The 18,238-nt window shown below is 68.1% G+C and carries 13 protein-coding genes, 1 tRNA gene and 1 pseudogene; 8 read left to right on the top strand and 7 right to left on the bottom strand.

Annotated features, from left to right (window positions below; all coding sequences use genetic code 11):
• The 4 genes from ACXJKJ_RS15665 to ACXJKJ_RS15650 form a co-directional block, all read left to right on the top strand.
• On the top strand, positions 1-186 hold a 186-nt coding region (locus ACXJKJ_RS15665), incomplete at its 5' end, for a hypothetical protein (RefSeq protein WP_457390874.1).
• A 162-nt stretch (positions 187-348) separates the two neighbouring features.
• Positions 349-3,468 carry an MdtB/MuxB family multidrug efflux RND transporter permease subunit gene (locus tag ACXJKJ_RS15660; protein WP_457390872.1) on the top strand — a complete coding sequence of 1,040 codons (3,120 nt, stop codon included), beginning with the start codon at positions 349-351 and terminating at the stop codon, positions 3,466-3,468.
• Complete coding sequence (locus ACXJKJ_RS15655) at positions 3,465-6,572, top strand: multidrug efflux RND transporter permease subunit (protein WP_457390870.1); 3,108 nt, start codon at positions 3,465-3,467, stop codon at positions 6,570-6,572. The genes ACXJKJ_RS15660 and ACXJKJ_RS15655 overlap by 4 nt, the downstream gene beginning before the upstream one ends.
• Before the next feature lie 3 nt (positions 6,573-6,575).
• Positions 6,576-7,967 (top strand): efflux transporter outer membrane subunit, encoded by a 1,392-nt coding sequence (locus ACXJKJ_RS15650; RefSeq protein WP_457390868.1) that lies wholly within the window; start codon positions 6,576-6,578, stop codon positions 7,965-7,967.
• 51 nt (positions 7,968-8,018) lie between these two features.
• Here the strand turns inward: ACXJKJ_RS15650 and ACXJKJ_RS15645 are convergent, their stop codons facing one another.
• The 6 genes from ACXJKJ_RS15645 to ACXJKJ_RS15620 form a co-directional block, all read right to left on the bottom strand.
• Positions 8,019-8,639 carry a 50S ribosomal protein L25/general stress protein Ctc gene (locus tag ACXJKJ_RS15645; protein WP_056193788.1) on the bottom strand — a complete coding sequence of 207 codons (621 nt, stop codon included), beginning with the start codon at positions 8,637-8,639 and terminating at the stop codon, positions 8,019-8,021.
• Positions 8,640-8,720: 81 nt separating this feature from the next.
• The gene (locus ACXJKJ_RS15640) at positions 8,721-9,683 is read right to left on the bottom strand and encodes a ribose-phosphate pyrophosphokinase (RefSeq protein ID WP_056193791.1); all 963 of its coding nucleotides are present in this window, start codon (positions 9,681-9,683) and stop codon (positions 8,721-8,723) included.
• Between the two features lie 64 nt (positions 9,684-9,747).
• Positions 9,748-9,824 (bottom strand) — tRNA-Gln (locus ACXJKJ_RS15635).
• Positions 9,825-9,865: 41 nt separating this feature from the next.
• A complete protein-coding gene (ispE, locus tag ACXJKJ_RS15630) occupies positions 9,866-10,759 on the bottom strand; it encodes a 4-(cytidine 5'-diphospho)-2-C-methyl-D-erythritol kinase (protein ID WP_457390866.1) in 894 nt (297 codons plus the stop codon).
• Positions 10,756-11,268 (bottom strand): outer membrane lipoprotein LolB, encoded by a 513-nt coding sequence (locus tag ACXJKJ_RS15625; RefSeq protein WP_457390864.1) that lies wholly within the window; start codon positions 11,266-11,268, stop codon positions 10,756-10,758. Before ACXJKJ_RS15625 ends, ispE begins: the two co-directional genes overlap by 4 nt.
• Complete coding sequence (locus ACXJKJ_RS15620) at positions 11,265-13,010, bottom strand: tetratricopeptide repeat protein (RefSeq protein WP_457390862.1); 1,746 nt, start codon at positions 13,008-13,010, stop codon at positions 11,265-11,267. Before ACXJKJ_RS15620 ends, ACXJKJ_RS15625 begins: the two co-directional genes overlap by 4 nt.
• A gap of 42 nt (positions 13,011-13,052) precedes the next feature.
• Here ACXJKJ_RS15620 and mutM point away from each other — a divergent pair, with 42 nt between their 5' ends.
• The 4 genes and pseudogenes from mutM to ACXJKJ_RS15600 all read left to right on the top strand — a co-directional run.
• Positions 13,053-13,952 carry a bifunctional DNA-formamidopyrimidine glycosylase/DNA-(apurinic or apyrimidinic site) lyase gene (gene mutM / locus ACXJKJ_RS15615; RefSeq protein ID WP_457390860.1) on the top strand — a complete coding sequence of 300 codons (900 nt, stop codon included), beginning with the start codon at positions 13,053-13,055 and terminating at the stop codon, positions 13,950-13,952.
• Positions 13,949-14,971: an A/G-specific adenine glycosylase gene (mutY, locus tag ACXJKJ_RS15610; RefSeq protein ID WP_457390859.1), complete on the top strand. Its 1,023-nt coding sequence runs from the start codon at positions 13,949-13,951 to the stop codon at positions 14,969-14,971. Before mutM ends, mutY begins: the two co-directional genes overlap by 4 nt.
• A 3-nt stretch (positions 14,972-14,974) precedes the next feature.
• Complete coding sequence (locus tag ACXJKJ_RS15605) at positions 14,975-15,277, top strand: hypothetical protein (RefSeq protein WP_057300647.1); 303 nt, start codon at positions 14,975-14,977, stop codon at positions 15,275-15,277.
• A gap of 105 nt (positions 15,278-15,382) precedes the next feature.
• A pseudogene (locus ACXJKJ_RS15600) lies at positions 15,383-16,747 on the top strand (methyl-accepting chemotaxis protein); the annotation flags it as partial.
• A gap of 362 nt (positions 16,748-17,109) precedes the next feature.
• Here ACXJKJ_RS15600 and ACXJKJ_RS15595 read toward each other — a convergent pair.
• Positions 17,110-18,237, bottom strand: coding sequence for an FAD-dependent oxidoreductase (locus ACXJKJ_RS15595; RefSeq protein WP_457390857.1), 1,128 nt, complete (start codon positions 18,235-18,237; stop codon positions 17,110-17,112).
• Position 18,238: the final 1 nt, after the last annotated feature.

The following is an 18,238-nucleotide window of genomic DNA, read 5'->3' as shown; positions in this document are numbered from 1 at the left end:
GGCGCTGCCAGTGCGCCGGGCGCGAGTGCCAGCGGCGCGAGCGCGGCGGCGGCTGCCGCCGACGGCGAGCGGCCGCGCTGGGCCGACCGCGTGCCGCCCGAGATGGTCGAGAAGCTCAAGGCCATGAATCCCGAGGACCGCCGCACCTGGATCCAGCAGCACCGCGCCTCGGCTCCTTCCCAGTGAGGAAGCTGTGAACGCACCCCGCACGCCCGCTCATCCCGCCGCAACGCCGCCACTCGGCGTTGCAAATGCTCGCCGTAGTCCCTGCTACGGCTGTGCTTTGCGCCTTGATTGGCGACGCCGCGACGGCCTGCTCGGCCGCGCGGAGTCCATTCACAGCTTCCGATGAACCCGTCACGCCTTTTCATCGCGCGGCCGGTCGCGACCTCGCTGCTGATGCTGGCCATCGTGCTGGCCGGCGCCCTGGCCTACCGGCTGCTGCCGGTGTCGGCCCTGCCCGAGGTCGACTACCCGACCATCCAGGTCACGACGCTCTACCCCGGCGCCAGCCCGGACGTGATGACGTCCTCGGTCACCGCCCCGCTGGAGCGCCAGTTCGGCCAGATGCCGGGCCTGGCGCAGATGTCGTCCACCAGCTCGGGCGGGGCCTCGGTCATCACGCTGCGCTTCGAGCTCAGCCTGGCCCTGGACGTGGCCGAGCAGGAGGTGCAGGCGGCCATCAATGCCGGCAGCAACCTGCTGCCCAGCGACCTGCCGATGCCGCCGGTCTACAGCAAGGTCAACCCGGCCGATGCGCCGGTGCTGACCATCGCCATCAGTTCCGCGACCCTGCCCATCACGCGCGTGCACGATCTCGTCGAGAGCCGCCTGGCGCAGAAGATCTCGCAGGTGCCGGGCGTGGGCCTGGTCGGCATCGCGGGTGGGCGGAGGCCGGCCGTGCGCATCCAGGCCAATCCGGGCGCGCTGGCCTCGCTCGGCCTGTCCATCGACGATGTGCGCACGGCGATCTCTGGGGCCAACGTCAACCAGTCCAAGGGAAGCTTCGACGGCCCGCTGCGCGCCTCGACGCTGGACGCCAACGATCAGCTGCGCAGCGCGTCTGAATACGCCAATCTGGTGATTGCCTACAAAAACGGCAATGCGGTGCGGCTCAAGGATGTGGCCCAGCTGGTGGATGACGCCGAGAACCTGCGCCTGGCCGCCTGGGCCGGCCAGGCCAGCAAATCCTCGGTGTCGGCCGTCATCCTGAACGTGCAGCGCCAGCCCGGGGCCAACGTCATCGAGACCGTGGACCGCGTGCGCGCCGTGCTGCCCCAGCTGCAGGCCAGCCTGCCGGCATCGCTGGACGTGCAACTGCTCAGCGACCGCACCACCACCATCCGCGCCTCGGTGACCGATGTGCAGCACGAACTGCTGTTTGCCATCGTGCTGGTCATCGGCGTCATCTTCGTCTTCCTGCGCAGCCTGCCGGCCACCATCATCCCGGCCGTCGCCGTGCCGGTGTCTCTGGTGGGCACCTTCGGCGTCATGTACATGGCGGGGTTCTCGATCAACAACCTGACGCTGATGGCGTTGGTGATCTCCACGGGCTTCGTGGTGGACGACGCCATCGTCATGATTGAGAACATTGCGCGGCACATGGAGGAGGGCGGTGAAGCCGTCAGCCCATACGACGCGGCCCTGACTGGCTCCAAGCAGATCGGCTTCACCATCATCTCGCTGACGGTCTCGCTGATCGCCGTGCTGATCCCGCTGCTCTTCATGGGCGACGTGGTCGGCCGCCTCTTCCACGAGTTCGCGATCACGCTGGCCGTGTCCATCCTGATCTCGGCCTTCGTGTCGCTGACGTTGACGCCCATGATGTGCGCGCGCCTGCTCAAGCACGAGCACGACGAAGACCACGGCTGGCTGTGGCGCCGCGTGGGCAAGGCCTTCGACGACACCATCGCCGGCTATGGCCGCATGTTGAACTGGGTGCTGGACCGCTCAGCGGCGACGCTGGTCGTCTTCATCGCCACGCTGGGCCTGACCGGCGTGCTCTATCTGCTGGTGCCCAAGGGCTTCTTCCCCGTGCAGGACACCGGCCAGCTGCAGGGCATCACCGAGGCGGCGCAGTCCACCTCCTTCGGCGCCATGGCCGAGCACCAGCAGCGCCTGGCCGAACGCGTGCTGAAGGACCCGGCGGTGGAGAGCGTGTCGTCCTTCATCGGCGTGGACGGTGGCAACACGACGCTGAACCAGGGCCGGCTGCAGATTTCGCTCAAGGCCAAGGAGGGCCGCGGCGCCAGCGCCGCCGAGGTGGCGCGACGCATTGCGGACGCGGCCGCCGAGGAGCCCGGCATTGCGCTGTATCTGCAGCCCGTGCAGGACCTGACCATCGAGGACCGCATCGCCAAGACGCAGTACCAGTTCACGCTGTCTTCGCCGGACTCCGCCGAGTTGAGCCGTTCGACGACGGCCGTGCTGGAGCGGCTGCGTGGCCTGAAGCAGATCGTCGATGTGGCCAGCGACCAGCAGGAAAAGGGCCTCCAAGCCTATGTCGACATCGACCGCGACGCGGCCGGCCGGCTGGGCGTCAGCGTCGCGGCCATCGACAGTGCGCTGTACAGCGCCTTCGGCCAGCGGTTGATCTCGACCATCTTCACGCAGAGCAACCAGTACCGCGTCGTGCTGGAAGTGGCGCCCGAATACCGCCAGGGCCTGGACGGCCTGAAGCGCCTCTATGTGCCCGGCGCGGGTGGCGTGCAAGTGCCGCTCAGCTCGGTGGCGCGCTTCAGCGAGAAGCTGGCGCCGCTGGCCGTCAACCATGTGGCGCAGTTCCCGTCGTCGACCCTGTCTTTCAACCTCGCGCCTGGCGCCTCGCTCGGCGAAGCGGTCAAGGCGGTCCGCGCCGAGGTCGATGCGTTGCAGCTGCCGCTCAGCGTCGAGACGCGATTCGAGGGTGCGGCCCTGGCCTTCCAGGCGTCCCTCACGAGCACGCTGCTGCTCATCCTCGCGGCCATCGTGACGATGTACATCGTGCTGGGCGTGCTCTACGAGAGCACCATCCACCCGCTGACCATCCTGTCGACGCTGCCCTCCGCCGGCCTGGGTGCGCTGCTGGCCCTGCTGGCCTTCCGCCTCGACCTGGACATCATCGCCATCATCGGCATCGTGCTCTTGATCGGCATCGTCAAGAAGAACGCGATCATGATGATCGACTTCGCCTTGGAGGCCGAACGCGATCATGGCAAGACGCCGCGCGACGCCATCTTCGAGGCCTGCCTGCTGCGTTTCCGGCCCATCCTGATGACGACGATGGCGGCCCTGCTGGGCGCGCTGCCGCTGATGCTCGGCACCGGCGTGGGCAGCGAGCTGCGCCACCCGCTGGGCGTCGTCATGGTCGGCGGCCTCATCGTCAGCCAGCTGCTGACGCTGTTCACGACGCCGGTCATTTACCTGGGCTTCGCATCGGTGGCCGCGCGCCTCAAGCGCCGCGGCCAGGCGAAGGAGGCCGTGGCGTGAACCTGTCGCGCGTCTTCATCGAGCGCCCCATCGGCACGGCGCTGATCACCTGCGGCCTGGCGCTGGCGGGGGCCATCGCCTACCTGCTGCTGCCCATCGCGCCGCTGCCGCAGGTCGAGTTCCCGACCATCTCGGTCAGCGCTTCCCTGCCCGGCGCCAGCCCCGACACGATGGCCGCGACCGTGGCCACGCCGCTGGAGCGGACGCTCGGCAGCATCGCCGGCGTCACCGAGATCACCTCGTCATCGTCGCTGGGCAGCAGCCGCGTCACGCTGCAGTTCGACCTCAGCCGCGACATCGACAGCGCCGCCCGCGACGTGCAGGCCGGCATCAATGCCTCGCGTGCCTTGCTGCCCACCGGCATGCCGAGCAACCCGAGCTACCGCAAGGTCAACCCGGCCGACGCGCCCATCATGATCGTCGCGCTGACGTCGGACACGCTGACGCGCGGCCAGATGTACGACGCCGCGTCCACCGTGCTGGCGCAGCGCCTGTCGCAGGTCGACGGTGTCGGCCAGGTCAGCGTGGGCGGCGGTGCGTTGCCGGCGGTGCGCATCGAGCTGGACCCGAACAAGCTGTCCGCCCAGGGCATCTCGCTGGATCAGGTCAGGGCGGCCGTTGTCGCCACCAATGCCAACCGGCCCAAGGGGCAACTGGAGAGCGGCGACCGCACCTGGCAGATCATCGCCAACGACCAGGCCCGCCTCGCCAGCGACTACGCACCCCTGGTGCTGAGCTACAAGAACGGCGCCGCCGTGCAGCTGCGCGACGTGGCCTCCATCGAGGACAGCGTGCAGGACCTGCGCAACGACGGCCTGGCCAATGGCCGCTCGGCCGTGCTGCTGATCCTGAACAAGGCACCCAGCGCCAACATCATCAAGACCGTCGACACGGTGCGGGCGCTGCTGCCGCAGTTGCGCGCCTCCATCTCGCCGGCCATCAATGTCGACGTCGTCATGGACCGCACGTCGACCATCCGCGGCAGCATCAAGGAGGTGCAGCGCACGCTGACCATCTCCTTCGGCCTGGTCATCGTCGTCGTCTTCATCTTCTTGCGGCGCTTCCGTGCCGCCCTGCTGCCGGCTGTGGCCGTGCCGGTGTCGCTGGCCGGCACCTGCGGCTTCATGTATCTGCTGGGCTACAGCATCGACAACCTGTCGCTGATGGCGATGACGGTGGCGACGGGCTTCGTCGTCGACGACGCCATCGTCGTGCTCGAGAACATCTCGCGCCACATCGAGCGCGGCGTGCCGCCCCGCGAGGCGGCGCTGAAAGGCGCGCGCGAGATCGGCTTCACCGTCGTCTCCATCTCGCTGAGCCTGATTGCCGTCTTCATCCCCATCCTGGCCATGGGTGGCATCGTCGGGCGGCTGTTCCGCGAGTTCGCCGTCGTGCTGTCGGTGGCCATCCTGGTGTCCATGGTCGTGTCGCTGACCACCACGCCCATGATGGCCGCGACCTTGCTCAAGCCCCATGGCGAGGCGAAGAAGGCCGGCCGCGTCGGCCAATTTCTCGGACGCCTGCAACGCGCATTGATGCGCGGCTACCGCCGCAGTCTGCGCTGGACGCTGCGCCACCAGCCCGTCGCGCTGCTGGTGCTGGCCGGCGTCGTCGCGCTGAACGTGCATCTCTACATGACCATCCCCAAGGGCTTCTTCCCGCAGCAGGACACCGGCCTGATGACTGGCGGCGTACAGGCCGACCAGGCCTCCTCCTTCCAGTCCATGCAGCTCAAGCTGCGCACCTTCCATGACATCGTGCGCGCCGACCCGGCCGTGGCCAACGTCACCGGTTTCACCGGCGGTGGCCAGCGCAACAGCGCCAACATGTTCATCAGCCTGAAGTCCCAGGCCGAACGCGAGGAGAGCATCGACGCCGTCATCAACCGGCTACGCGGCAAGCTGGCCAAGGTGCCGGGCGCCAATATGTTCATGGCGCCCGTGCAGGACATCCGCATCGGCGGCCGCCAGGCCAACGCCTCGCTGCAGTACACGCTGCAGTCGGACAGCCTGGAAGACCTGCGCACCTGGGAGCCGCGCATCCGCCGCGCGCTGACCGAGGTGCCGGAGATCACCGACGTCAATACCGACCAGCAGGACAAGGGCACGCAGACGTCGCTGGTCGTCGACCGTGATGCATTGGCGCGACTCGGCATCACGATGAGCGCCTTCGACAGCACGCTGAACAATGCCTTTGGCCAGCGCCAGGTCGGCGTCATCTACAACCCGCTGAACCAGTACCGCGTCGTCATGGAGCTGGCGCCCGTCTGGCTGCAAAGCCCGCAGACCCTGGACCGGCTGATGCTGACCAGCAGCGCGGGCCAGCAGGTGCCGCTGTCGGCGGTGGCGCGCGTCGAGACGACCAACACGCCGCTGTCCGTCAACCACCAGAGCGGCACGCCGGCCAGCACCATCAGCTTCAACCTGGCCGAGGGCGTGTCGATGTCGGATGCGGTCGTCGCCATCAATGACGCCGTGGCCGGCAGCGGCGCGCCCGTGTCGGTGCGCGGCAGCTTCCAGGGCACGGCCCAGGCCTTCCAGGCCTCGCTGAAGTCCCAGCCCCTGCTCATCCTCGCGGCCATCGTGACCATCTACCTGGTGCTGGGCATGCTCTACGAGAGCCTGATCCACCCGATCACCATCCTGTCGACGCTGCCCTCGGCGGGCGTCGGCGCATTGCTCGCGCTGATGGCCTTCAAGACCGACTTCACCATCATTGCGTTGATCGGCGTCATCCTGCTGATCGGCATCGTCAAGAAGAACGCCATCATGATGCTGGACTTCGCCATCTCGGCCCAGCATGCGGCCGAGGAGCGCGGCAGCCGGCTGTCGCCAGGTGCCGCCATCTACCGCGCGGCGCTGCTGCGGCTGCGCCCCATCCTGATGACGACGGTGGCCGCCGTCTTCGGCGCCGTGCCGCTGGCCCTGGGCCATGGCGAAGGCGCCGAACTGCGCGTGCCGCTGGGCATCTCCATCGTCGGCGGCCTGCTGCTGAGCCAGCTGCTGACCCTCTACACCACGCCCGTCGTGTTCTGCTGCATGGACAGGCTGAGCCGCAAGAAGCGCGCGCCTGCTCGTGCAGCTGTCATCCAGACCGCGACCTAAGCCATGCTGAAGACTGCCCTTGCTCCCTTGACCATCGCCCTGCTGCTTGCCGGCTGCGCCGTGACCTCGCAGCACCCGCCTGCTGAATCCCCGCCGCCCGAGCACTTCACGGGCTCGACCGAATGGCGGCGCGTGGCGCCCGAGGTCGCCGTGCCCGAGGCCTGGTGGACGATGTTCAAGGATCCGGTGCTGGACAGCCTGCAGGCCGACCTCGTCGTCGGCAACCAGAACCTTGCCGCGGCCCTGGCCCAGGTTGCATCGGCCCGCGCGGTGCTTGCAGCCAGCCGCTCGGCCATTTTCCCCACGTTGTCCGTTGGCGCGGGCAGCACCCGATCCGCCACGGCCGAGAACGGCAACGGCCAGCGCACCGCGTCGACCAACAACTCGCTGACGGCCAATGCGGCCTGGGAGATCGATCTCTGGGGGCGCCTCGCCGAAGGCGTCAAGGCCGCCGGCGCGAACTACCAGGCCAGCCAGGCCGATCTGGCCGCGCTGCGCCTGTCGGCGCAGGCGACGCTGACGCAAAGCTATTTCGCGTTGCGCACCGCCGAGGCGCAGCAGGCGCTGCTGGAGCGCACCGTGACCGCCAACCAGCGAGCGCTGGAGTTGACCGAGGCCCGCTATGCCGGCGGCGTCGTCGCGCAGACCGATGTGCTGCAGGCTCGCACCCAGCTGCGCAGCGTGCAGTCGCAGCTCAGCGACATGCGCACCGAGCGCGCGCAACTTGAGCATGCCATCGCCACCCAGCTTGGCAAGCTGCCGGGGCAGTTCCAGCTGCTGCCCAGCTCTCACCTGCCCGAGTTGCCGCCGGTGCCGGACCTGGTGCCGTCGACGATGCTGGCCCAGCGCCCCGACATTGCGGCCGCACGCGCCCGCCAGACGGCGGCGTATGCGCAGATCGGCATCGCCGATGCGGCCTTCTTTCCGTCCATCGACCTGTCAGCCAGCGCCGGCTACCGCGGCTCGTCCTGGTCCAACCTGATCTCGGCGCCCAACCTGTTGTGGAGCATCGGTGCGGCCGTGGCGCAGCCGATCTTCGATGGCGGCCAACGCAAGCTGGCTTCAGCCCAAGCTCGCGCCGCGGCCGATGCCGCTACCGCCAACTACCGCCAGGCGGTGCTGACGGCGTTTCAGGAGGTCGAGGACAACCTCGTGCAGTTCGCCGAATCCGGCGCCGCGCTGGCCCTGCAGCGTGACGCTTTCGAGGCCGCCCAGCGAAACCTCGACATCGTGCTGGCCCAGTACCGCGCCGGCACGGTCAGCTTCTTGAACGTCAGCGCGGCGCAGAGTTCGCTGCTCTCGGCCGAAGCCAACCTGCTGTCTGCCCGCAACCGCCAGCTGGTGGCGGCCAATCTGCTGCTGAAGAACCTGGGTGGCCGGCTGCCGGCGCAATGAAAAAGGGCTCCTTGCGGAGCCCCTCGTCTTTGGCTTGAAGCCTCGAAGAAATTACTTCTTCTTCTTCTTCTTGCCGTCGTCGACCACCGGAGCGGCGGCAACGATGACTTCTTCAGCAACCGGCGCGATCGGCGTCGCGATGACGGGGTTCGGCTTGCCGTGCGTCACGACCTTGATGCCTTCCGGCAGCTTGATGTCGTTGACGTGCAGCGAGTGACCCTGGGTCAAGCCAGACAGGTCCACCTCGATGAACTCGGGCAGTTGCTTGGCCAGGCAGGTGATCAGCAGTTCGGTCACAACGTGGTTGACCGTGCAGTGGTCGGTCTTGACGGCCGGCGACGTGTCTTCACCGATGAAGTGCAGCGGCACCTTCTTCGTGATCTTGGTCGTGGCGTCCACGCGTTGGAAGTCGCAGTGCAGGACTTGCGGCTTGTACGGGTGCATCTGGAAATCGCGCAGCAGCACTTGCGTGGTGGCGCCAGCCAGTTCCATGTCCAGCAGCGAGCTGTGGAAGGCTTCCTTCTTGAGGGCGTGGAACAGCGCGTTGTGATCGAGTTCGATCATGACGGGCTCACCAGCGCCAAAAACGATACCGGGCACTTTGCCGGCCACGCGCAGGCGGCGGCTCGCTCCGGTCCCCTGCAATTTGCGCTCAAAAGCGACGAACTTCATGGTTTTCTCCAAAAAGAGAAACGGCACCCGCGACCAGGCACCGTTGGGAATGCGGTCTTGCGACCGCGGCGAAATCCCCGATCAGAAGTTGTTGTTCTGCTCGGAGAAGAGACTGGTGACCGACTCGCCGTCGGAAATACGGCGGATGGTCTCGGCGAACAGGAAGGCCACCGACAGCTGGCGGATCTTCTTGCAGGCCTTGGCCGCGTCGGTCAGCGGAATGGTGTTGGTGATGACGACTTCGTCCAGCTGCGAGCTGGCGATGCGCTCGATGGCCGGGCCCGACAGGATGGGGTGGGTGCAATAGGCGAACACGCTCTTGGCGCCACGCGCCTTCAGCACATCGGCCGCCTTCACGAGGGTGCCGGCGGTGTCGATCATGTCGTCCATGATCACGCAGTTGCGGCCGTCGATCTCGCCGATGACGTGCATCACTTCGGACACGTTGGCGGTTGGGCGGCGCTTGTCGATGATGGCCAGGTCGCAGCCGAGCTGTTTGGCGAGGGCGCGGGCGCGCACCACGCCGCCGACGTCCGGCGACACGACGACGAGGTCGCTGTAGTTGCGGCTCTTCAGGTCCGACAGCAGGACGGGCGACGCGTAGATGTTGTCGACCGGGATGTCGAAGAAGCCCTGGATCTGGTCGGCGTGCAGGTCCATGGTCAGCACACGCTCGACGCCGACGGTTTCCAGCAGGTTGGCGACGACCTTGGCCGAGATCGGCACGCGGGTGGAGCGCGGGCGGCGGTCCTGGCGGGCATAGCCGTAATAGGGGATGACGGCGGTGATGCGGCGGGCACTGGAGCGCTTGAGCGCGTCCGCCATGATCAGCAGCTCCATCAGGTTCTCGTTCGTCGGCGCGCAGGTGGGCTGGATGACGAAGACGTCGCGGGCGCGCACGTTCTGCTGGATCTCGACGGCGACTTCGCCGTCCGAGAAACGCCCGACGACGGCCTTGCCCAGCTCGAGACCGAGATGGGTGGCCATTTCCTGAGAGAGGACCGGGTTCGCGTTGCCGGTGAAGAGAACCGTGTTGAGCAGCACTGGGCTTCCTTGAGTCAGTGGCCCGCTGAATGCGCAGCCGGTTCAGCGAAGTACGGAAAACATTTGGCAGGGGAGGAAGGACTCGAACCCTCGCATGTCGGAATCAAAATCCGATGCCTTGACCAACTTGGCGACTCCCCTACACAGGACCCGGCCGAGCGGCCGAACCCTATAAACCTTTGTCAGCCGGCCCAGCCCGCGAGCGGGTGTTGAGCCAGGCTGTGGCAGATTCGACCGGTCCACTCCGCAGGTCTGGCCCGCAGTAATGTCGCCAGGGACTGGTCGTCATTGCCATCTTTTCCATTCCCGGCGAGTACTGAAAACACTGCAGCGCCTGAGCCCGTCATTCGGGCGTTGCCGAATTGCTTCGACATGCACGCTACCGCGTCTTGCACTTCACTGCTGATACTTTCGGCGGCGGGCTGGAGGTCGTTGTGACCAAAGCCATTCACCAAGTTTTCTGCAGTTCCAGCCAGGGCGGGAAAGCCCGCGACTATAGCCAGGTTTTCAGACCTTGCCAAGAGTTGGCTTGAAAAGATGTCCTTGGTTGCCAGCCCGGCCGGGCCCTTGAGCACGGCGAAGCGCTGCTCGGGCAAGGTCAGTGGATGCAGGATTTCGCCGATGCCTTCGACGAAGGCCGGGCCGCCGCCGAGGAAGAAGGGCAGGTCGGCGCCGAGCTTCAGGCCGAGCGCTATCAGGCGGTCCAGCGGCAGGCGCAGATCCCAGAGCCGGTTCAGCGCCAGCAGCGTCGTCGCCGCATCCGACGAGCCGCCGCCCATGCCGGCACCGGCAGGCAGCCGCTTTTCGAGATGGATGTCGGCGCCGAGCGTGCAGCCAGTCTCGGTTTGCAGCAGGCGAGCGGCACGCAGGCAGAGGTCATCGGCGGGCAGGTCGCCTGCGAGCACATCATGGCGATGCAGCTGCCCGTCTGCGCGAGTCTCCACATGCAATGTGTCCGCCCAATCGATCAGCACAAAGACTGACTGCAGCAGGTGGTAGCCATCAGGCCGCTTGCCGATCACATGCAAAAAGAGGTTGAGCTTGGCGGGCGCGGCCAGGTCGTACAGCGCCTTCATTCGCCGCTGTCCAGCCGGGCGCGCAGCGTGACGGTGGGTTCGGCCAGGCGCGTGGCGACGAGGGCGGGCAGCTTGGGTTCGATGCGCCAGCCCAGTTGCTCGAAGCCGCTCGTCGTCTTGCGGTGTGGCGCGGCGGGCCAGGGTCGGGCTTGCAGCCAGTCGAACAGCGCAGCAACCGGCACCGGCTCGCCGAGCAGCTCGCGGGTCAATGCGTCGAGGTCGTCGAAGCGGCGCTCGTCGCCGGGCGTCTGCAGCGTGACGCGGCCGGGCTGCCAGTTCGCGCGGGCTACCAGGGCGCCGAGCGGCGATGTCAGCTCCAGCCGCCCAGCCTGCGGGCCGCCGAACAGTTCGAAGCTGGCCGCACCGCCGGTGCCACGGTTGTGCGCATCGCCGGCCACCGTCACGCTGATGCGGCCACTGAGCCGGGACTCCTGGCCAGCGGGCGGCGCCTGAGGCAGCTGCGCGCAGCCGGCGACGGCGAGCGCGAGGAGCAGGGCGGCCAGCCTCATCGCGGCTTGACCTTCAGCCGGTCCAGCGTCTCGCGTAGGGCGTCATTGCCGGGTTCGCGCTGAGCGGCCTCTGCAAAGACGCGGCGGGCTTCATCCTGGGCGCCGCTGGCCCACAGCACCTCGCCGAGGTGGGCGGCGATCTCGGCGTCGGGGCGGGCGGTATGGGCCTGGCGCAGCAGCTTGGCGGCCTCGGGCAGGTTGCCCAGGCGGAATTCGACCCAGCCCAGGCTGTCGACGATGAAGGGCTCGCCCGGCGCCAGCTTCAGCGCCTGTTCGATGAGCTCCTTGGCCTCGGGCAGGCGCAGATTGCGCTCGGCCAGCGAATAGCCCAGGGCGTTGTAGGCGTGGTGATAGTCGGGTTTGATCTCGATGACCCGGCGCAAGAGGCTCTCCATTTCATCGAAGCGGCCCGCCTTCTCGGTCATCATGGCCTGTTCGTAGACGAGGTCGGCGTCGGCGGGAAAGCGGGTCGTGGCAGTCTTGAGGACGGCCAGTGAGGCCGTGTAGTCGCGCTGCTCGCGCATCAGCTGGGCTTCGGCAAGCAGCGCGGCGCGGGCGTCGGCATCGCTGGCATCGGTCGCCGGTTGCAGCAGCTTGCGGGCCTCAGGCAACTTCCCTTGTCGAGCCAGCAGGCTGGCGCGGCGGTAGCGCAGTTCCAGTCCGTTGCCGTCCACCTTTTGCAGTGCCGCCTCGGCGGCCTTGAGATCGCCGCGTTGCTCGGCCGCCTGGGACAGCATCAACCAGGCCTGCTGGCGGCCCTCGGCGCGGGCCTTGATCTCGGCATCGGTGCCCGAGGCCGGCGTGTCCAGCCGCTTCAGGGCTTCGCGCAGGGCGGCCTCAGCGGCGGCGGCATGCTTGAGCTCCAGCTCGGTGGCGCCCAGGGCCAGCCAGGGGGCGGGGTTGTCGGGTGTCGCCTCGGTCAGCAGGCGGAACTCGCGCGCGGCATCGGCCGGGCGCTGGGCCAGGATCAAGGCGCGGGCATAGGCCTGGCGCAGCGCATGCTGATCAGGCGTCTGCCGCAGCCTGGCGGTGATCAGCCCTTCGGCCTGAGGCTCCGTGGGCATCAGGTCGACGGCCAGTTGCATCGCGTCATCGTTGTCGGGCACGAGCTGGTTGAGTTCGCGGGTCAGTCCAAGTGCTCGCCCGTTCTCGCCGGCATTGATGGACAGGCGGGCCTCGGTGTACAGGGCGGCGGGCTTGAGCGGGCCGGCCTGGGCCTGCAGCACCGGGCGCAGGGCCATGAGCACGGCCTTGGGATCGGGCGAGCGCTGGAACAGGCGGGGCAGCGCGAGGATGAGCCCGGGGCGCTGCGGAGCGGGCGCAACGCGCAGCAAGCTCGCCAGCGGCGTGGGTACTTCGGCGGGCTTGTTCATGACGGCCAGCAGCTGCACGCAGTTCTGCAGCGCCTCGGCCGAGGTTGGCACGGTCTCGGCCCAGGCACGTGCGGCCATCAGGGCCTGGTCACCCGCACGCGCCTGCACGGCGATGTTGACGACGCGCTTGAACAGCTCCTCGTCGCCGGTGCGGCGCGCCGCGTCCAGCAGCACCTGGAAGGCGACGCCGGCCTGGCCACTCTGCAGCTCGAGCTCGCCGATCAGCAACTGGTAGAACAGCGGCGCGTCCATGGCCGAGTTCGTCGGTGCCTCGGTGGGAGTGGCCGGCGCGGCGGCATCCTGGGCGTGGGCTTGCAAGGCGGCGAACAGGGCGGCCGCGGCGATCACGCGGCGAGTGGGCAGGGGCATTCGAACTCCGACTGAACAGGGCCTGATTATGATTTCCGTCTCATGCCCGAGTTACCCGAAGTCGAAGTCACGCGCCGCAGCTTTGCCAGCGCCATCCAGGGGGCCCGGGTAACCGGCCTTCGCCTGGGAAAACCCTTGCGCTGGCCACTCGGCGTCGACCCCGAAACACTGCTCGGCAGCCGCGTCGGCAGCACGCAAAGAAGGGGTAAATATTTGTGGCTGCCGCTGGAAAAAGGCGATGCCGGGCCGCCCCAAATCGCCTTGCTCCCCTCGGGGGGCGGGCTGGGCGCCGCTCAGCCCTTGGGGCCGACAAGTGCCGGGGGCTTGTTGATGCACCTGGGAATGTCCGGTTCGCTGGCCTTTCTCGACACGACACCCGCGCCCGGCGCGCATGATCATTTCGACCTGCACACCGACCATGGCCTGCTGCGCCTGACCGACCCGCGCCGCTTCGGCGCCGTCGTCTGGGGCGCGTCGCTGGACGCAGAACCGGTGGCGACGCTGCTCGGCAGCCTGGGCCTGGAGCCCTTCGACGAGCGATTCGACGGCCTGCACCTGCATGCGGCACTCAGCGGCCGGCGCGTGTCCATCAAGCAGGCGCTGCTGGCAGGCGACATCGTCGTCGGCGCGGGCAATATCTACGCCTGTGAGGCGCTGTTCATGGCCGGCATCGACCCGCGTCTGCCCGCCGGCAAGCTGAGCCGCCCGCGCGCCGACAAGCTCGCCGCGGCCGTGCGCACGGTGCTCGGCCAGGCGCTGGAAGCTGGTGGCACGACGCTGCGCGACTTTCGCGACGCCCATGGCGTGGCCGGCAGCTTCCAGATGCAGGCGCAGGTCTATGGCCGCGAAGGCGACGCCTGTCGGCGTTGCGGCACCGCCATCAGGCGCATCGTGCAAGGCGCACGTTCCACCTTCTTCTGCCCCCAATGCCAGAAACGATGAGGCCAGAAGCGCTGGGCGCCGACTTCGGCAAGACCGTCGTCGCCTGGCAGCGCCGCCATGGCCGCAACACGCTGCCGTGGCAGAACACGCGCGACCCCTACCGCGTCTGGCTGTCGGAAGTCATGCTGCAGCAGACCCAGGTCGCGACGGTGCTGGGCTACTACGAACGCTTCCTGGCGCGCTGGCCCAAGGTCACCGACCTGGCCGCGGCGTCGCTGGACGAAGTGCTCGCGCAATGGGCCGGCCTGGGCTACTACAGCCGGGCGCGCAATCTCCACGCCTGCGCCAAGGCCGTGGCTGAGCTGCATGGGGGCGAGTTCCCAGGCACAGCTGCAGCCCTGCAGACGCTGCCCGGCATCGGTCGCTCCACGGCTGCGGCCATCGCGGCCTTCTGCTTTGGCGAGCGCGTCGCCATCCTGGACGGCAATGTCAAGCGCGTGCTGTCGCGCGTGCTTGCCTTCAGCGGCGATCTTTCCAGCAGCGCCGCCGAGAAGAAGCTGTGGGACCGTGCCACCGAGCTGCTGCCCGAGCGCGACGTTGACCGCTACACCCAGGGCCTGATGGACCTCGGCGCGACGATCTGCAGCACGCACTCGCCCGACTGCCTGCTCTGCCCCGTGCAGCCCATGTGCCGCGGGCAGCAGGAGGGCGATCCGACGCGCTTCCCGGTCAAGACCAGGAAGCTCAAGCGCGGCCGTCGCGAGAACTGGTGGCTGTGGGTCGAGAGCGTCGAGGGCCGGGTCTTGCTGCAGCAGCGACCTGACACCGGCGTCTGGGCGGGCTTGTGGACGCTGCCGATGTTTGATGACGAGGCCAGCGCCCGAGCGGCCCTGCCGGGCGGCGAGCTGGAGACGCTGCCGCGGCTGCAGCACGCGCTGACGCACTTCGATTGGGTGCTGCACACGCTGCGGGCCGAGGCAGTTGAGGGTATGACTCCTGGCGGCACTTGGGTGGCGCGGGAGAAACTGGTGGATTACGCGCTGCCTGCGCCGCTGAAGAAGTTGATCGAGGGAGACTGAGCCATGAAACCACACATCAAGAGCGGCATCGAGTACGCAGTCATCACCCTGCTCGTCGCCGGCCTGTGCCTGTGGCAGATCATCAGCAGCACGCAGGACGGCGAGCCGCCGGCGTCCAGGCTCGTCCTGCTGGGTCTGGGTCTCGTCGTGGCGGGCACCATGCATTGCGTTTTCATGATGCAGCTGGTGCGCCGTACGGGCCGCGCCTTCATGCCTTGGTTCATTGCCATCGTCGTTTTCATGCCCATCGGCACCGCCGTGCTGCTCGCCTTGCTGCTGGGCGAGGCCGAGCCGTCTGAAAGTTGACAAAACAGGGGTTGCACACGCATTGCCTGCCCACGGCGAAAGGGGCACAGTCCCTCGAACAACGACAAGGGGACAGCCGTGGATGGACTGAAGAATCTGCGCGTCGGAACGCGCCTGGGATTGGCGTTCTTCGTGTTGCTGGCGCTGATGCTGGCGATGGCCTTTGTCGGCACGTTGCTGGCGAAGTCGATCAACTACTACGCCGAGTACTACCCCGAGAACATCCTGCCGTCGCTGCGCATCATTCACCAGATCGACGGTGCGATCTCCGACGCGCGGAGGTACGAGCAGCAGCACATCCTGACGGACGACGACAAGCAGAAGAAGGAACTCTCCGGCCAGATCGTCAAGGCGCGTGACGACGTCCGCCAGCGGTTGAAGGACTATGAGCTGCTGGCCGCCGACGACGAGGATCGTGGGCTGCTGAAGACGGTGCGCGAGGGCGCCGAGGCCTATTTCGCGGGCCAGGAAAAAGTCCTCAAGGCTTCAGAGGAGAGTGCCGCCGACCCGACCCAGGGCACGGCAGCCCGGGAGATGAATGGGGCCGCCCGCACCGTCTTCCTGCCGCTGCGCCAGAACGTCGGCAAATGGTGGGACTACAACGAGAAGCTGGCCGGCGTGACGACCGCTTCCGCCGAGAGTGCCTACCGCCGCGTGCTGTGGATCTTCGGCATCGCATCGCTCGTGGCCCTGGTCATCGGCGTGTTGGCGGCCCTGTCCATCACCCGTTCCATTACCGGCCCCGTGCAGCGCGCTTCCGACGCGGTCAGGGCCGTGGCGGCCGGCGACTTGACACAGCGCCTGCAGAGCAGTTCGCGCGATGAACTCGGCCAGTTGCTGACCATGCTGGACGAGATGACGCAGAACCTGGCGCGCATGGTGTCGGGCGTGCGCCTGGGCTGCGACCAGCTCAGCGTCGCCGCGGCCGAGATCGCCCAGGGCAATGCCGACCTGTCGGCGCGCACCGAGAGCCAGGCCTCCAGCCTCGAGCAGACGGCCGCCTCCGTCGAGCAGATGGCCGCGCAGATCAAGGCCAATGCCGACAACGCCCGCCAGGCCGACCAGCTCGCCAACCATGCCTCCGAAGTGGCCGGCGCCGGTGGCACCGCGGTGGGCGAGGTCGTCACGACGATGGACGCGATCTCGACCTCCAGCCGCAAGATCTMCGACATCATCGGCACCATCGATGGCATCGCCTTCCAGACCAATATCCTCGCGCTGAACGCGGCGGTCGAGGCGGCGCGGGCGGGCGAGCAGGGCCGCGGCTTTGCCGTCGTGGCCGGCGAGGTGCGCCTGCTGGCCCAGCGCAGCGCCGAGGCGGCCAAGGAGATCAAAAGCCTCATTGGTGACAGCGTCAGCAAGGTCGAGAGCGGCAGCGCCCAGGTGCTGGCCGCGCGCGAAACCATCGGCCAGATGGTCAACGAGGTGCGCAAGGTGACCGACCTCGTCGGCGAGATCACCGTCTCCAGCCGAGAGCAGAGCGAAGGCGTGGGCCAGATCAACGCGGCCGTCAGCCAGCTCGACCAGGCCACGCAGCAGAACGCGGCCCTGGTGGAGCAGACGGCGGCCGCGGCCGAGAGCATGCGCATGCAGACGGCCAAGCTGGCCGAGGCGGTGGCGGCCTTCCGCGTGGATGCGGGCGCTGCGGCGCCAGGGCCACGCGGCACGCCCAAGCCGGCAGCGCGGTCTGCCATGGCGCCTCGCGCTGCGACTCCCAAACCTGCACCGCGCCCTGCGGCTCAAGCCAGGCCCGCGCCGGTCAGTGCGGCGCCCGCGCAGAAGACCGTTCCCGCCCCCGCGCCGAGCCAGGCCGAGGGCGATTGGGAGACTTTCTAGAACAGGCCGGCGAGCCGCTGCACCGCGGCCTCGCTCTGGGCCCGGTCGGGGCGCTGGTCTTCATTGCCGAAGTCGTGCTCACCCATGGCCGCGACCAGCAGGCCGTCGCGGCGCGGCAGCACGACAAGGTTCTGGCCGCGATAGATCAGCGCGTAGTCCACCTCGGGCTGTGGAATGAGTCGAGCCGTCTGGCCGCGCACCGGCGTCATGCTGGAGTCGCCCAGCAGCTTGCGCGCACCGTCGCCCGTGCAGTTGACGATGACGCGCTCGGGCAGGCGGGCAAAGTCGCGCGGCTGCCGGAACTCGCGCTGCACCAGTTCGCCGCCGTCGCGGGCAAAGTCGTCCAGCAGCAGGCGCTGGTAGGCCGGGATGTTGAAAATGAGTTGCGTGAAGCGGCGTGCGTGCGGTTTGCGAAAAGGATGCTCCGCGGCCGAGAGCGCCTTGCCCTGCGGGCGCAGGTCGGCGATGCGCGACGACAGCTCCGGATAGTCGGGCTCGCCGATGTGGCCGGGCAGGGCCTGATCGAAACCCTCGTCGGCGACGACATAGCCGTCATGCCATTCGACGGGGCCGGAAGGCAGGCCGAGATTGCTCTGGTGCACCTTGAACGAGGCACGAGCCATGGCTTCCCAATCGGCCGTCCAGGCCTCGCTGGCGTGTTCGCTGGTGACGATGCGCGAGTCCGGCGTCCACAGCCCGGTGGCCGCTGAGGAGTGCACGTGGGGTGGCCGGTCCTTGGCGTAGAGCCTGACCTTGTAGCCGGCCTGCTGGGCGGTGCGCGCCGTCGTCAGGCCGATGGCGCCGCAGCCGATGACGGCGATGCGCTCACCCGGGCGACCGCCGCGCGACTGGATCAGCGCCAGCGCGCGCTGGGCCGAACCCCAGGACAGTGACCAACCGCTGCCGCCGTGGCCGTAGTGGTGGACGACGGTCTTGCCGAAGCGTCTCTCGACCTCGATGCGCGGCCCCTGGGCGCGAAAAGGGCGGATGCCGACGGCGATGTCGACGATGCGGTCCACGCTGGCGCGCATCACAGCCGGCGCCGCTGGGGCTGCGAAGTCCAGCGCAAAGGCGGGCCAGGACAGGGCGGCGCTGCCGGCCGCAAGCAGATGACGGCGTTGCACG

The organism is Roseateles sp. P5_E1 (assembly GCF_054049335.1).
This window is presented reverse-complemented; position numbering and strand designations above follow the sequence as displayed.

Coding starts and splice junctions, on each gene's coding strand:
- ACXJKJ_RS15660 (WP_457390872.1), top strand. CDS start 349: ATGAACCCGTCACGCCTTTTCATCGCGCGGCCGGTCGCGACCTCGCTG.
- ACXJKJ_RS15650 (WP_457390868.1), top strand. CDS start 6,576: ATGCTGAAGACTGCCCTTGCTCCCTTGACCATCGCCCTGCTGCTTGCC.
- ACXJKJ_RS15645 (WP_056193788.1), bottom strand. CDS start 8,639: ATGAAGTTCGTCGCTTTTGAGCGCAAATTGCAGGGGACCGGAGCGAGC.
- ispE (WP_457390866.1), bottom strand. CDS start 10,759: ATGAAGGCGCTGTACGACCTGGCCGCGCCCGCCAAGCTCAACCTCTTT.
- ACXJKJ_RS15625 (WP_457390864.1), bottom strand. CDS start 11,268: ATGAGGCTGGCCGCCCTGCTCCTCGCGCTCGCCGTCGCCGGCTGCGCG.
- ACXJKJ_RS15620 (WP_457390862.1), bottom strand. CDS start 13,010: ATGCCCCTGCCCACTCGCCGCGTGATCGCCGCGGCCGCCCTGTTCGCC.
- mutM (WP_457390860.1), top strand. CDS start 13,053: ATGCCCGAGTTACCCGAAGTCGAAGTCACGCGCCGCAGCTTTGCCAGC.
- mutY (WP_457390859.1), top strand. CDS start 13,949: ATGAGGCCAGAAGCGCTGGGCGCCGACTTCGGCAAGACCGTCGTCGCC.
- ACXJKJ_RS15605 (WP_057300647.1), top strand. CDS start 14,975: ATGAAACCACACATCAAGAGCGGCATCGAGTACGCAGTCATCACCCTG.